The following is a 15,296-nucleotide window of genomic DNA, read 5'->3' on the forward strand; positions in this document are numbered from 1 at the left end:
ACGGTTTCAGCCTACTGGCAGATGGGGAAAAGTAAGTATTCTGACAAAAGGAGGGAACCATGATGTGGAAGAAAGTGTTTGGTGTTTTGCAGCGAATCGGGAAGGCACTCATGCTTCCGGTTGCGATTCTACCGGCAGCCGGTCTATTACTCGCATTTGGTACCGCATTCCAAAACCCTGATCTCGTTTCGCTCTTACCTTTCTTGGCAAACGATTCACTCGTTCTCGTCTGGCAAGTTATGACAGATGCCGGGGATATCGTGTTTGCCAATCTAGGTCTATTGTTCGCCGTCGGTGTCGCCATCGGGCTAGCCAACGGGGACGGTGTTGCCGGGTTAGCAGCTATCGTTGGTTATTTGATTATGAACAAAGTTATCAGTACGTGGAACGGTATTACCGCGGAAATCGCCCAGGGAGACCCGGCCTATGCATCGGTACTCGGGATCCCGACGCTCCAAATGGGGGTATTCGGGGGTATTATCGCAGGTCTCATTGCCGCATTCGCATACAACAAGTACTTCAACATCAAGTTGCCGGATTTCTTAGGGTTCTTCGCCGGGAAACGGTTCGTGCCGATCGCGACCGCTGCATTCAGCTTATTGATCGGGATTGCGCTCGCCTACATTTGGCCGCCGATCGGTTCAGCGATCAACACGTTCTCGAGCACGATCATTGAAGCGAACGTCGCCGTTTCAGCCTTTGTCTTCGGTTTGGTCGAACGTTCTTTGATTCCGTTCGGTCTGCACCACATCTGGTACTCACCGTTTTGGTTCCAGTTCGGGGAATATACGAACCAGGCGGGAGACCTTGTCCAAGGGGACCAACGGATCTTCTTCGCACAATTACGTGACGGAGTCGAATTTACGGCCGGTACGTATATGACCGGGAAGTTCCCGTTCATGATGTTCGGATTGCCTGCCGCTTGTCTCGCCATGTTCCACACGGTCCCGAAAGAGCGTCGTAAAGACGTCGAAGGACTTTACTTCTCAGCAGCCCTCACCTCATTCTTAACGGGAATCACCGAGCCGGTCGAATTCTCGTTCGTCTTCGTTGCACCTCTACTCTTTGGTATTCATGCCGTCTTTGCGGGACTATCCTTTATGACCATGCACTTGCTCAACGTTAAGATCGGGATGACGTTCTCAGGCGGACTCATCGACTATCTGTTGTTCGGGGTATTGCCGAACCGGACAGCCTGGTGGCTCGTCATTCCAGTCGGCCTCGTCTTCGCGGTCATTTATTACTTCGGGTTCCGCTTCGCCATCACGAAGTTCGATTTGAAAGTGCCGGGACGTGAAACCGTCGCCGAAGGCAAAGGCGCCCGCGCCGTCGTCGGAGACGATTTACCGTACGAAGTGCTCGTCGGTCTCGGCGGACCGGAAAACATCAAACACCTCGACGCCTGTATCACGCGTCTTCGCGTCACCGTGAATGATGTGAAACAAGTCGATAAAGACTTGCTCAAAGATTTGGGAGCGGCCGGAGTACTCGAAGTCGGAGATAATATTCAAGCCATCTTCGGACCGAAATCGGATACGCTCAAATCGCAAATCGCGGCCATCATCGAGGGCGGCGAATACAAGCCGAAAGAAAAAGCCGTCATCACACCGGAAGCGGCCGAACATGCCGATCATCGCTTCCTCGCCCCGATGTCAGGTGTCATCTTGTCACTTGATGACGTTCCGGACCAAGTCTTCTCGGGCCGCATGATGGGTGAAGGATTTGCCATCGAACCGAGTTCAGGACAAGTCGTTGCGCCGGTCACGGGACAAATCACGACGTTCTTCCCGACGAAACATGCGATCGGTCTACTTGCGGACGATGGACGCGAGATTCTTATCCATGTCGGACTCGATACGGTCAATCTGAAAGGCGAAGGTTTCGTCGCCAAAGTGAAAGAAGGCGACCGCGTCGAAGCGGGGGATGTCTTGCTCGACGTTGACCTCAATTTGATTCGCGACAAAGTCCCATCGCTCATCACGCCGATCATTTGGACGAACGGAGACGGCAAAATCGTCGTTGTCCCATTCGGAGAGACGGTCGTCGCCGGTGAAGCGCTCGACTTCAGAACGGATGATAAAGGAGCCGAGTAAACAAAAAAGAAGCTCTCGCAGCTGCGAGAACTTCTTTTTTTGTTACTTCTTAATATCGAATTTTTCACTGAGGAAGTTCACGACTTCTTCAGCTGTATCCATGTTGAGGACGTCGTTGACGATCGCTTCTGTTTCTGACTTCGTCAAACGCTTCACGAGGCTACGTGCGCGAAGGACGCTTGAAGCTGACATCGAGAACTCGTCAAGGCCAAGTCCGAGAAGGATTGGAATCGCGAGCTCTTCTCCAGCCATCTCGCCACACATGCCGACCCATTTGCCAGCTTTATGTGCTTCTGTGATGACGTTGTGGAGAAGGTTCAAGATGGCCGGGTTGAACGGTTGGTACAAGTACGAGACTTTCTCGTTCATGCGGTCCGCTGCCATCGTGTATTGAATCAAGTCGTTCGTGCCGACTGAGAAGAAGTCGACTTCTTTCGCGAATTGCTTCGCCATGACGGCTGTCGATGGGATCTCGACCATCATCCCTGTCTCGTAGTTACCGACAGCGATGCCTTCTGCTTTCAACTTCGCTTCTTCTTCGAGAAGGAGCGCTTTCGCCGCGCGGAACTCTTCAAGTGTCGCGATCATTGGGAACATGATGGCGAGGTCACCGTGCGCTGAGGCACGGAGAAGGGCGCGAAGTTGTGTGCGGAACAAGTCCGTCTCTTCGAGGCAAAGGCGAATTGCGCGATAGCCGAGGAACGGGTTCATTTCTTTTGGAAGGTCGAGGTAAGACAATTCTTTATCTCCACCGATATCGAGCGTACGGATGACGACTTGTTTGCCGTCCATACCTTCGAGTACTGCTTTATAGGCTGTATATTGCTCTTCTTCCGTCGGGAACGTTTCTGAGTCCATGTAGAGGAACTCGGTCCGGTAAAGGCCGATGGCATCAGCGCCGTTTTTCAACACGCCTTCGAGGTCGTTCGGTGTACCGATGTTTGCCGCAAGTTTGACTTTATGGCCGTCGGCTGTGACTGACTCTTCGTTGACGAGCTGTTTCAACTCTTCTTTGTAAGCTTCGAATGAAGCACGTTTTTCAACGTATTCATTGACGAGTTCTTCAGACGGGTTGACGAAGACGTCGCCTTCTGTCCCGTCGATGACGACGAGGTCGCCGTTCTTGATTTCTTCGAGCGCTACTTTTGTTCCGACGACAGCCGGGATTTCGAGTGAGCGAGACATGATCGCCGAGTGAGACGTACGTCCACCAATGTTTGTCGCGAAACCTTTGACGTATTTACGGTTGAGTTGCGCCGTGTCAGACGGTGTCAAATCTTCAGCGATGATGATGACTTCTTCAGAAATCGACGCAGGCGTCATGAATGTGACACCGAGGATATGCGCCATGACGCGTTTCGTGACGTCACGAACGTCGGCAGCGCGTTCACGCATGTACTCGTTATCCATCGATTCAAAGATCATGACCATCATTTGAGCGACTTCATCGAGCGCTTTCGCAGCATTCATGTGTTCGCTTTCAATTTTGTCGTTCACTTGTGAGACGATCTCAGGATCTTCGACGATGAGCAAGTGTGCCGAGAAAATCTCTGCCTTGTCTTCACCGAGTTCACGAAGTGTGATCTCGCGAATTTCTTCGAGTTCTGTCTTCGACTGAGCGATCGCCGCTTGGAAACGGGCTTTCTCAGCTGCTACGTCCTCGATTTTGTTTGTCGGGATGTCAAATGAAGGTGTCTCCATGACGAATGCTTTCGCAACTGCGATTCCTGCAGATGCGCCAATACCTTTAATGTGTGACATAAGCGTAGTCCCTCTCTTCAAAGAAATAGTGGTTTCCAACGTTATCTCGTTAGTTCTTACCCGAAATGAAAAAGGAACTAACGAAAACCTGGAAGATTAAAGTAGCAACGGTCTACTACTAGGGGAAGCCTCGACCGAACAAAATGGCCTCGCCTCAACAGGGAGGGATGCCTGATTGCGTACTTTCTTATCCTATCATAAAATAAATCATCGTCACAACGAGGAGTTAACGCCTGAATTCGAAGATTTATTGACTCTTGCGCATACTGTTTCATTATTTGGCAGAAGTTCGTTATGCTAACCATATATAAAGAAGGGAAGTGGCAAACATGTATCAAGTGAAAGACTTAGATTGGAACGGTTCATATGACACGATCGTCGTGGGGATCGGCGCTGCCGACACGATTGAGGAAGGACTCGATTCATTGTTTAATGGACGCGTCAAAGCATTGATTCAATCGGCGGATATTTCAACGAAAACAGGTGAAGTCTCCATCGTCCCGACGTTTGAGGGAACGGTTAAACGGATCCTATTCGTCGGTCTCGGACAACGGAACGAAAATACGGTTGAAAATGTGCGCAATTGGTTCGGGAAAGTCGCCAAACACATCAAAGCCCGTGCCTTCACGGACGTCGCGGTCGCCCTCGACACGTTCGGACCGAATACGGCGAAACTGTTTGCTGAAGCGTATGAGATGGCGACGTATGAGCATCCTACATACAAATCAGAGCCGAAACCGGCGAAACCGGACGTAACGATCACGTTGCTCGGAGCTGATGCAGAGGAAGAGGCGCTAGCAGGTGCAGCTTACGGACGTGGTGTGAATGTGGCGCGGTCGCTCACGATGATGCCAGCCAATATTTTGACGTCGGAAACGCTCGCGGACTATGCGGTCGAGTTGGCCGAACGTCACGGCTTTGAACATCGCATCATTGAGAAAGAAGAGATGGAAGGGCTCGGAATGGGCGCGCTTCTCGCCGTCAACCAAGGGTCGACGATCCCGCCGAAGTTGATCGTGCTCGAATATCGCGGAGCTGGAGACGAGGCGCCTGTCGCTGTCGTCGGAAAAGGCATCACGTTTGATACGGGCGGTTACTCGATCAAGCCGAAAGACGGCATCGTCGGTATGAAAGGGGATATGGGCGGCGCCGCGACGGTACTTGGTTTATTCGAGACGCTCGCGACGACGAAACCGAACGTGAACGTCATCGGTGTCATCCCATCGACGGACAACATGATCTCAGGGGACGCATTCAAGCCGGACGATGTCATCACGGCGATGAACGGGAAGACGATTGAAGTGCTCAACACGGATGCAGAAGGTCGTCTCGTCCTCGCCGACGCCGTCACTTTTGCCAAGACGTATGAACCGCAAGCCATCATCGATGTGGCCACGCTCACGGGCGGTGTGCTCGTCGCACTCGGTACGGAAGTGACTGGTTGCCTGACGAACGATGCGTCGCTCTACGGCGCCTTAGAAGCTGCGAGCCGTGACACGAACGAACTCGTCTGGCAGATGCCATACTTCGATGTCTTCATCAACCAAGTGCGTAAGTCGGAAGTCGCCGACTTGAACAACTCACCGGGCCGTTACGGTCATATGATTTTCGGCGGCGCTTTCGTCGGTGAGTTCGTCGGGGACACGCCTTGGCTCCATCTCGACATCGCCGGGACGAGCGAACGTTCGTCGGCGAGCGATCTCGGACCAAAAGGACCGACTGGCGTCATGGTGCGCACACTCGCCTCGATGCTCGAAGGATGGAAACGTTGAAAATTGGATTTGTATTGATCGGTTTGGCCGTCGTCTCCGGTTTCGGATACACGGCTTGGCCAAGCCGTTGGTTGTTAGGAGTGACCGTCTTTTGCGCGGTGCTCGGAGTGTTGTTTTTGATGCAGGAGGGACGCCGTGGTCGGAGTAGGAATTGATGGCGCGCGCGGGGGCTGGGTACGAATCACGTACGACAGCATCTCGCTCTGTTTGACCATCTCAGAGAAGTTGGAAGATTTATTGATCGAAGGGGCCGTGCATTTTGTCGATATGCCGAAAGACTTAGGGTCGATCGACAAGCCGGACCGAACGTGTGACGCGTGGATGCGGTCACAACTAAAAGAGCGGAAGTCATCGATCTTCACACCACCGATTCAAGAAGTGGTAACAGAAGCATCGTATGAGACGGCCAACGCGAGAAGTCGCGAACTAGTCGGAAAAGGAATCAGCAAACAAGCGTGGAACCTTGTGCCGCGGATTCGAGAGTTTCAAACGATCGCTGAAACGGACGTCTATGAGTCACATCCGGAAGTGTGCTTCGCCGTCATGACCGGGAACGAGGCGCGTTTCAGCAAGAAGACCGAGGCGGGAGAGCTCGAACGGATCGAGTTGTTGCGCCGCTATTCAAAAAGCTCGCCCTGGAAGTGGAAGATGTCGAACGTACAAGTCGATGATATTATCGACGCCTGTATTTTGGCCGTGGCCGCCTATGAGGCGGGAACGACTGGGATGGTGACGCATCCGGACCAAACTGAAGGAGCGCCGTTCGTGGCGGTACCGAAGACAAAAGAGCGATGACGCGTCATCGCTCTTTTGGTGTCGTCGGCCCGAGGACGAATCTCCACATATAGTGAAACACTTGGGCGTTATAGAGCGCCTTGAGCAGAACGGCCAAGACCGGTCCTAAAATGAAGCCGAGCACCCCGAACAGTTGCAAACCGACAAAAATCGAGATGAGAGCGGCGAGCGGGTCAAGTCCAATGTGAGAACCAACGATTTTCGGTTCAGCCAAGTTACGTTGGACGATGACGACGATATACAAGATGACGAGGCCGATGGCGAGGAACCAGTCGCCGCTCACAGCGGCATAGGCGGCCCATGGCAATAGCAACGTCCCGACGCCGAGGTACGGCAACAAGTCGAAGATGGCCGCTAAAAGAGCGAAAGAGAATGGATTGTCGACCCGCAGGATGAACATGCCGACAAGGACGATCCCGAACGTGATGGAGATAAGCGTCAATTGGGCCCGGACGTAACCGAACAGCGCCGAGCGCAAATTGGTCATGACCAGTTCAAATTCCTTGAAGCCTTTTCGCTCATTCAAGCGCGCGATGGACCGCATGTAGACGTTCCAGTCTTTCGTGATGAAGAACCAGGCGAGCACGATGACGATGAACAAGAGCAAGACAAGCGGTAAGGCGCTGAGGATATCTTGCAGTAAACCGGCGACCCCTCGTGACAAGACGCCGATCGCTGCTCCGAGCTGGACCCCGATCTCGGTGATCCCGCCTTCGAGCGAGTTCGTCTGTCCCGGATTGAGCCGCTGGACGCTGTCATACGCATCATTGACGAACGGGGCAATCTTTTCGTTGAACATGCGTTGTATGTATTCGGTGAACGTTTCAATCTGGTCGGGAAGTTTCTCGGCGGCGATCGTCAAGTAACGGATGAGTTGAGTCACCACGATGGCAATCACACCGCTGACGACACTCATGACGATCAACAAGGAAGCGAGCGTCCCAAGAGCCCGGGGCAATTTGGTCTCGCGCTCGAACCAATTGACGAGCGGGACGGTCAACAAGGATAACAAGAAGGCGAACACGAAAGGATACGTGTACGTAAAGAGGACGCTCAGTCCCCAAATGACGAAGACGAGCCCGATAATGACGAGCAGGAAACGAAGTAACTGCCAAAGCCTGGCTGGCGACACGACACATGGCCCCTTTCCTAACGATTGGATTGAGCATAGTATACCACGCAACCGGTAAATATAGAGGATGGATAGGTGATTAAACATGAAGGAATTACAACGACGAATCGATCGGATGATTATTCATTTAGGCGGCTACTGGCGGCCGCTGTCGGGGTTGGCCCGGCTGTTAGAAGAAGTGGGCGAAGTTGGCGGCGCGCTCTATGCCGACGACCGAGTCGCCCTGCGAGAAGAGCTGATGGACGTCTTCGTTATTTCGACGTGTCTGGCGAATCAATATGCCATCACCCTCACGAATCAAACGACAGACCGTGACGAGACGAAAGAAGAACGTAGCTACTACCGCCTCGTGCGCGAGGCGGGGGAAGTTGGCCGCATATTAAATGCCTACGAAGGCGATAAAAAATTGAAGGCGTCCGCGACGCCGGGATCGTTGCAACGACACATCGAGGCCGTTCAACAGGCGGTCATGGAACTTGCCGACATGAATGGATTTGACCTATTCGCGGAGATCGCCTCGTTGATCGAAGACAAGTCGTCCCGAGACTTCGGACGCTTCGACCATACCCCCGACCCGATTACGGAAGATTCGGTCCGCACGTATCGTTCTTATGTGGAAGGACGGTACTGGGGCGGGGTGAAGGCTAAACCTTTCGAAGAAGTGAGCCGATATAGAGAGCGGGAAGGGCACTTGGCGCGATTTTTAAAGATCGCCGAAGTCGAGGGACTCGATGGGTTTGTCATTCGACAACCTGAGCCGCCTTTCCAAATCGATCGCTCCATCGAGACTGATTTGCAACTAGCGGCCCCTTTCGCCGTCGAGATCGAGCGACATGGCACTGATACGTTTTGGATTGTGCGAAAACAAGGGTAAAAACATTCACCTTTTTTGTAAAAAGTATTCATCATTTTTTCAAATATTTACTTTTTCAATAAAAGCAATGTGCTACTATGAAGGTGTTGTCAGTCGCGATGTGTGTATGAAGAAAGGAATATTTTGGATGAATATGAAGCTTTTTAAACTTGCCCTCATCATGACTATTGTCTTGTTTTCAATCCAAATACCCGCGGTGGAAGCCGCTACTTTGGACGGAGAGACGACAGTCAACTTGAACGTTCGCTCTGCACCAAGCACGAGCGGAAAATTGATACAAACGCTAAAAAAGGGAACAAAAGTAAAATATGTAATTTATAACAAATCGTGGAGTAAGATATATTTAAACGATCGAACGTACTATGCTTCCGCCCAGTACATCAAGCGAATCCCGTCCCAATCCACGACGGTCACGAAGCAAGCTGCCACTTCGACGGGTGTGACGACCGTCAACTTGAACATCCGTGTGTCGGCCCATAGCAAGGCGACCGTGTACCGGACGCTTAAAAAAGGCACGACCGTTCAATATGCCGTGCATAACTCGTCTTGGGCGAAAGTGTACTTGAACGGGAAGACGTATTATGCGGCCAAGGCATATATTGCCCCGAAAGCCGTCGCATCGACACCAGCCCGTGAAACAGGCTATACGAACCGTGATTTGAAGTTGTTCGGCGAACGGAATCAGCGTTCGGCGGTGTTGAAGGTATTGCCGGCTAAGTCAGCGGTCGTCTCGAGCAAATATAACTCGAGCTGGTCGGTTGTCTACGTTGGCAGTAGCACATATTATACGCCGACGGCATGGATCACGCCGGGAACTTTGAAACCGAGCGCGGCAAAAGTAAACGGTCATGCCAACCGTGAGTTGAAGTTGTTTGGCGAGCGCAATCAGCGTTCGAAAGTGTTGAAAGTATTGCCGGTCACGACGGAAGTCGTCTCGAGCAAATATAACTCAAGCTGGTCGGTCGTTTATGTCGGAAGCGAAACGTATTATGCGCCGACGGCTTGGATTACGCCTGGGGCACCGACGATGCCTCCGCCGACGACGAAACCGCCAGTCGTAAAAGTCGATGGTCATGCCAACCGCGAGTTGAAACTGTTCGGCGCGCGCAACCAACGTTCGACGGTGTTGAAAGTGTTGCCGGCCAAGTCGGCGGTCGTCTCGAGCAAATATAACTCGAGTTGGTCGATCGTCTACATCGGCAGCAAAACGTATTACACACCGACGGCATGGATCACACCAGGAGCGCCGCCGGTAACGAAACCGCCGACGACGAAACCGCCGGTCATTCAAAAAGTAACAGGATATGCGAACCGAAATGCCAACCTGTTCAAGAAGACGCTTCAATCATCACCGGTCGCTCGTGTGTTGCCGAAGTATACGCCGGTGACGTACAGCAAACATAACTCGAGCTGGTCGGTCGTCTATATCGGGTCGGACACGTTCTATACCCCGACAGCTTGGTTGTCGGCCGGGAAGGCCCCAGCCGCCCCTGCGGCGACGCCTAAAGGGAAAGTGTACACGAACACACCAGGGGACGTCTTGAACGTCCGGGCGAGCGCCTCGGCGAGCTCGACGATTCTCGGCCGACTCGCCCATGGCACTCAAGTCGACCATTACGGCTCGACGAACGGCTTTTATAAAATCAAGTACAACGGTCGCGACGGCTACATCTCGACGGCTTACGCGATGACGCTCAAGCCGAGCGTGACGAGCAACGCCGTCATCGTCCTCGATGCGGGCCATGGAGGCGGTGACCCTGGAGCGGTGAATGGATCGCTCTATGAGAAGACGATTGTTCTCGATGTGACGAAACGAGTCGAGGCGTATCTTCGTTCGAAGTATGACTACCAAGTCCGGTTGACGCGTTCGACGGATGTCTACTTGACGCTTGACCAACGCGTTCAGACGGCAAAAACGCTTCGCGGCAACTTGTTCGTCAGCTTGCACACGAATGCTGCGACGACTCAGTATGCTAAAGGTGTCGAGACGTTCTATTCGTCTTATTCAGCCCACAGTTCGAAGAGCCGTGTGCTCGCGACGAACATTCAATCCAATTTGATGGGCAAGATGTCCGGGATGACGAACCGCGGTGTGAAGACGGCGAACTATTATGTGATTCGTTATAATACGATGCCATCGGCCCTCGTCGAACTCGGTTTCATCTCTTCGCCGCAAGACGTCACCCACTTACGGAGCAACGCCTCACGCCAACGGATGGCGGAAGGTGTCGCTGAAGGGATCGCTCAGTACGTACGCGCTTATCATTGAATTTTCATCCATTAAAAACGCCCCGACTCACGATGAGTCGGGGCATTTTGTGCTTATAGGTCGTCGAAGCCGTTGGCGTCGGTGACTTTTGCGTACGAGCGTGACTTCTGTTCGAAGAAGTCGGATTTCGTGGCATTCAATGAATCGTCTGAGTACGCACGAATCCACGGCATGACGTCTTCGTTGAACCCTTCATACAGATCGTTCAAGCCGATGACGCGGAGGCGCTTGTTGGCGAGGTATTTGACGTAATCGCGCATCTCGCTGACGTCGAGCCCGTCGAGGTCGCGAAGGACGTATTCGCACCATTCGACCTCGAGGTCGACGGCTTCCGCCATCGTGTCATAGACGAACTGGCTGAAGCTGCCGTCGGCGTCGATCTCCGGGTTTTCCGTCAAGACGGCCCGGAGCAACTGGCTGACGAAATACGAGTGTTGCATCTCGTCACGCTGGATGTAGCTGATCATCGTCGACGTGCCGACCATCTTCTGGTGACGGGCCAAGTTGTAGAAGTAGGCGAAACCGGAATAGAAGTTGATGCCTTCGAGAATAATCGAGGCGACGAGCGACTTGGCGAACGTCTCGGCCGTCTGGTCGGCCCGGAAGTCCTCGTATAAGTCTAAGATGAACTGATTCCGTTTCATGACCATCTCGTCGTCCTTGGCGATATCGAAGATGCGATTTTGCTCGCTGAGCGGGACGAGGCTCGAGAGGACGTAGCTATATGATTGGTTATGGACGACTTCTTGTTGAGCGATGACGGCGAGCACGGCGTGCACCGACGAGTCTGATGAGAACATCGATGACTCGAGGATATAGCGTGTCTGTACCGAGTCGAGGATCGACAACAACCCGATGATCCGTTTGAAGGCGTCTTGTTCACGCTCGCTCAACTGCGGCCATTGCTGCATGTCTTTCGACATCGAGATCTCATCCGGGATCCAAAAGTTTGAGAGCAGTTGTTTATAGATGGTGTAAAACTGCGGATAGGCGATGTCGTTCCAATTGACGATGGAACTCGTCTCGCCCCCGATAATGGCAGTCGCCCGGTTAGGATGTTTGGGCGACAGTAGTTTGATCTTTTGAATGGTCATGGACATATACTCCTTCTTCGGTGTTTCTAGCCAACCGTTCGGCCCAGTGACGGACGTTGTACGGTTGATTGCGCGGTGACTGCTCGATTTTCAATGTCTCACCGGCGAGGGGAATTCCGTATTTCGAAAGGTGGTAGGCCATCTCGTCGACCGCTCGGCAGAAGTGGACGAACATCTTGTCACCTGTCCCAAACACGGCGGCTTGGCGAAGCGGCACATTAAGTTCTTTCAAGACGAGACGGAACGTATCTTTCATCTCGTCCGGCAAGACGCCGTCCGCCCACGTATACGACCCGAAGTAAACGAGGTCGTACGTGGCGAGTGATTGGGCTTCGCGATGGCCAATGCGGTCCGCTTCATATAGGGCGACACGGTCGCCCTGATGGACGTGGGTCGCCTGAATCAGCTCGGCGACCTCTTCTGTATTCCCGCTCATCGAACTATAGACGATTGCGACGTTCATGGTTGGTCCCACCTTTCTTCTAGGTTAAAAATAAACGAGAGTGAAAAGCGATACATTATTGAACAAACCTTATTACTAAGAACCACTCTTATTTCAATAGACTTTTTTGACTAAAGAGTTACTAGCATTTTTTCGAATTAATTCAATTGCATGCTCGCAATCATTTAAATTAATGTAGCCTTCACTATGAGCTAAAATTTTTCCGTTGTTTGCTACAATTCGAAAATAATATTCACCGGTTCTCGTTTTATCAATTTGGAAGTTCAATATTGTGTTGCCTCCTTTTCTGCTATCAATTTGCGATTTAATTTCAAATATTCTTAGTGTTAAAATTTAAAACCTGAGAAGGTAATGATGGAGCAGAAATTTATAATGCTTCATCATTTAAATTGTTTTTGGAAGTATATTATTTTACGAAGCACACGATTCACATTCGTCGACTTCAACAGTCGTCGAACGCGTGTAGTAAATTGATTTCATTCCGAGTGACCAGGCCTCGAGATGCATCGAGAGGAGCTCGGTCGCTTTCACGTCATTTTTGACGTAAAGGTTGAAGCTGATTGCTTGGTCGATGTGACGCTGACGGGCCGCGTTTTGACGGATGCTCCAGAGCTGGTCGACTTCGAACGCTGATTTATAGAACCAGTTCGTCTCCGGGTTGAGGTCAGGGACCGTCACCGGGATCTTATAGTTTTTCTTCTCTTCCGAGTAGACCTTCTTATAGATTGGATCAATCGAGGCGGTGCTGCCGGCGATAATCGCTGTCGACGAGTTCGGTGCGACTGCCATCATGTAGGCGTTGCGGACACCGTTTTGATGAACCGCTTCCGCGAGGCCGTCCCAATCGAGTTCATCGTGTGAGCGGTAGTTACGGCGTTTGAAGTACTCACCCGTATGCCACTCCGATCCTTCGAAGACCCCGAATGCGCCTTTTTCTTTGGCTAATTCCATTGACGCTTGAATCGTGAGGTAAGCAATCTTCTCATATAGCTTTTCCGCGTACTGGACGGCATCGACCGATTCCCAACGGATGCCTTCGAGGGCGAGCAGGTGATGCCAACCGAACGTTCCGAGTCCGACGGCGCGGTATTTTTGGTTTGTGATCATCGCTTGCGGTACTTCAATCGTATTCAAGTCGATGACGTTGTCGAGCATCCGCATTTGAATCGGGATGAGTCGCTCGAGGACATCTGACTTCACGGCCCGGGCGAGGGCGATCGAGCTCAAGTTACAGACGACGAAGTCACCAGGTGTTTTCGTGATGACGATTTTTCCGTCCGCTGTGTACTCTTCGTCGATCGTCGTCGGTGACATGTTTTGCGCGATCTCTGAACAGAGGTTCGAGCTGTAAATCATGCCGGCGTGTTTGTTCGGGTTAGCGCGGTTCACGGCGTCGCGGAAGAACATGTATGGGGTTCCTGTCTCGAGCTGCGAACGCATGTAGCGTTTGACGAGGTCGATGGCCGGTACCGTTACGCGCGAAAGCTCCGGCGTATTGACGCACGCCATGTATTTCTCGGTGAACGAACCACCATTTTCCGTCTCATCGTAGAAGTCTTCAAGGCTGAAGCCCATGACCGTACGAATCTCGTGCGGGTCGAACAAGTGCCAGTCGCCACGTGCTTCGACCGTACGCATGAACAAGTCGGGCAAGCAGACGCCTGTGAACAAGTCATGAGTCCGAAGGCGCTCGTCCCCGTTGTTCAATTTCGCATCGAGGAACTCAAAGATGTCCTTATGCCAAATGTCGAGGTAGACGGCGATCGAGCCTTGGCGCATGCCGAGCTGGTCGACCGAGACGGCCGTGTTGTTCAGTTGCTTCATCCAAGGGAGCGCGCCGCTCGAGACGCCTTTGAAGCCTTTGATGTCGCTGCCGCGTGAGCGGATTTTGCCGAGATAGACGCCGATTCCGCCGCCGCCTTTCGAGAGCGTGGCCACATCTGTGTTCGAGTCGTAGATACCGCGGAGCGAGTCGTCGACCGTGTCGATGAAACATGAGCTGAGCTGCCCGTATGATTTCCCGGCGTTCGAGAGCGTCGGTGTAGCAACCGTCATATAGAGGTTCGATAGTGCCCAATACGCTTCTTCGACGAGTTTCACACGTTGGTCAGCGTTCTCTTTTTGCATGAGCGTCATGGCGATGACCATGAACCGCTCTTGCGGCAACTCGTACAAGTTTTTGACGTGGTCGCGGCCGAGGTAACGGTCTGCTAACGTCCGGAGACCGATGTATGTGAACATGCGGTCACGTGACGGGTCAATCAACGTCTCCAAATAGGCGATGTCTTCTTTCGAGTACGTATCGAGTAGTGCCGAGGTGAAGATGCCTTTTGTCGTGAGCGTCTCAATCATTGGATAGAGAGCGCCGTAACGCATCGAGGCGTCATAACCGCGGTTACGGGCCGCTTCTAAATAGAGGCGGTTTAAGTACATTTCTGTGGCGACGAACGTCCAGTCCGGCTCTTCAGCCTTCAACATATCGAGGGCGTGCATCGTCAAGAGTTCATATACTACATCTTGTGTCAGTGTCTTTCCTTCGAGCGCCCGGACGGCTCGTTCTTCGTATCGTTCGACACTAAGCTGTGGGTAGCGTTGTTTTAATGATTGGATTAATGTCGAGACGTCAGTAAGTGTTGGCGCAGCAGCCAACATCGTCTCGTGATGGATAGGGGATGTCAAAACGATCACTCCTTCTTCGGATGTAGATATTATAAAGGTATAGCGGAACTTGTCCGATTCGACGTCAATGGTGGATGAACGTGATAAATATCCGTTAACTATATATTGACGTTTTCTAGTCTTTTTAATCATAAATCACCTATATTTAGTTTTGCAATCTTGACATTCGGCAAACTGTCGACGCCTAGATTACTTTTACTCAAAAACGGCGCTATCATCCGATTTGAGATGAGATATGAGATAGAAAAAAATTAAATTGACGTTGGCGTGAGAACGCGTGCAATTTTATGTAAGCGGTCAATCATGAACCGGATGTCCAAATAAACGATAAATTCATTGGATTTCGTCCTATCTTCTATTCAAT

11 protein-coding genes and 1 pseudogene are annotated in these 15,296 nt (G+C 52.0%); 6 read left to right on the forward strand and 6 right to left on the reverse strand.

All coding sequences use genetic code 11. From position 1 onward, the window contains the following. Positions 1-62 precede the first annotated feature (62 nt). Positions 63-2,000 (forward strand): annotated as a pseudogene (gene ptsG, locus KNP79_RS02955) (glucose-specific PTS transporter subunit IIBC); the annotation flags it as partial. A gap of 135 nt (positions 2,001-2,135) precedes the next feature. Here ptsG and ptsP read toward each other — a convergent pair. Continuing rightward, positions 2,136-3,854 carry a phosphoenolpyruvate--protein phosphotransferase gene (gene ptsP, locus KNP79_RS02960; RefSeq protein ID WP_138859133.1) on the reverse strand — a complete coding sequence of 573 codons (1,719 nt, stop codon included), beginning with the start codon at positions 3,852-3,854 and terminating at the stop codon, positions 2,136-2,138. A 329-nt stretch (positions 3,855-4,183) separates the two neighbouring features. On the opposite strand from ptsP, the gene KNP79_RS02965 reads away from it, so the two are divergent. From KNP79_RS02965 to KNP79_RS02975, 3 genes are read left to right on the forward strand one after another with little or no spacing between them, the layout of a single operon-like run. Continuing rightward, positions 4,184-5,626: a leucyl aminopeptidase gene (locus KNP79_RS02965; protein ID WP_034778358.1), complete on the forward strand. Its 1,443-nt coding sequence runs from the start codon at positions 4,184-4,186 to the stop codon at positions 5,624-5,626. After that, positions 5,623-5,781 carry a hypothetical protein gene (locus KNP79_RS02970; RefSeq protein WP_161787546.1) on the forward strand — a complete coding sequence of 53 codons (159 nt, stop codon included), beginning with the start codon at positions 5,623-5,625 and terminating at the stop codon, positions 5,779-5,781. The genes KNP79_RS02965 and KNP79_RS02970 overlap by 4 nt, the downstream gene beginning before the upstream one ends. Next, positions 5,762-6,421 (forward strand): DUF429 domain-containing protein, encoded by a 660-nt coding sequence (locus KNP79_RS02975; RefSeq protein ID WP_214711847.1) that lies wholly within the window; start codon positions 5,762-5,764, stop codon positions 6,419-6,421. The genes KNP79_RS02970 and KNP79_RS02975 overlap by 20 nt, the downstream gene beginning before the upstream one ends. A gap of 4 nt (positions 6,422-6,425) precedes the next feature. On the opposite strand, the gene ytvI is transcribed toward KNP79_RS02975, so the two are convergent. Then, entirely contained in the window at positions 6,426-7,553 is a 1,128-nt protein-coding gene (ytvI, locus tag KNP79_RS02980; protein ID WP_034778354.1) for a sporulation integral membrane protein YtvI, read from the reverse strand. A gap of 85 nt (positions 7,554-7,638) precedes the next feature. Here ytvI and KNP79_RS02985 point away from each other — a divergent pair, with 85 nt between their 5' ends. Next, complete coding sequence (locus KNP79_RS02985; protein WP_034778353.1) at positions 7,639-8,427, forward strand: MazG nucleotide pyrophosphohydrolase domain-containing protein; 789 nt, start codon at positions 7,639-7,641, stop codon at positions 8,425-8,427. 127 nt (positions 8,428-8,554) lie between these two features. After that, positions 8,555-10,696, forward strand: coding sequence for an N-acetylmuramoyl-L-alanine amidase (locus KNP79_RS02990; RefSeq protein ID WP_215191250.1), 2,142 nt, complete (start codon positions 8,555-8,557; stop codon positions 10,694-10,696). A 53-nt stretch (positions 10,697-10,749) separates the two neighbouring features. Here the strand turns inward: KNP79_RS02990 and KNP79_RS02995 are convergent, their stop codons facing one another. The 4 genes from KNP79_RS02995 to KNP79_RS03010 all read right to left on the reverse strand — a co-directional run bounded on the left by KNP79_RS02995 (position 10,750) and on the right by KNP79_RS03010 (position 14,932). Next, positions 10,750-11,790 (reverse strand): ribonucleotide-diphosphate reductase subunit beta, encoded by a 1,041-nt coding sequence (locus tag KNP79_RS02995; protein WP_034778351.1) that lies wholly within the window; start codon positions 11,788-11,790, stop codon positions 10,750-10,752. Beyond that, entirely contained in the window at positions 11,747-12,253 is a 507-nt protein-coding gene (locus tag KNP79_RS03000; RefSeq protein ID WP_215191251.1) for a flavodoxin domain-containing protein, read from the reverse strand. The genes KNP79_RS02995 and KNP79_RS03000 overlap by 44 nt, the downstream gene beginning before the upstream one ends. Positions 12,254-12,346: 93 nt before the next feature. Further along, positions 12,347-12,520, reverse strand: a complete 174-nt coding sequence (locus tag KNP79_RS15845) for a YegP family protein (RefSeq protein WP_215191253.1) — start codon at positions 12,518-12,520, stop codon at positions 12,347-12,349. Positions 12,521-12,664: 144 nt separating this feature from the next. Beyond that, complete coding sequence (locus KNP79_RS03010; protein WP_256443859.1) at positions 12,665-14,932, reverse strand: ribonucleoside-diphosphate reductase subunit alpha; 2,268 nt, start codon at positions 14,930-14,932, stop codon at positions 12,665-12,667. Positions 14,933-15,296 lie beyond the last annotated feature (364 nt).

It is taken from the genome of Exiguobacterium sp. s7 (assembly GCF_018618195.1).
GTDB lineage: Bacteria > Bacillota > Bacilli > Exiguobacteriales > Exiguobacteriaceae > Exiguobacterium > Exiguobacterium mexicanum_A.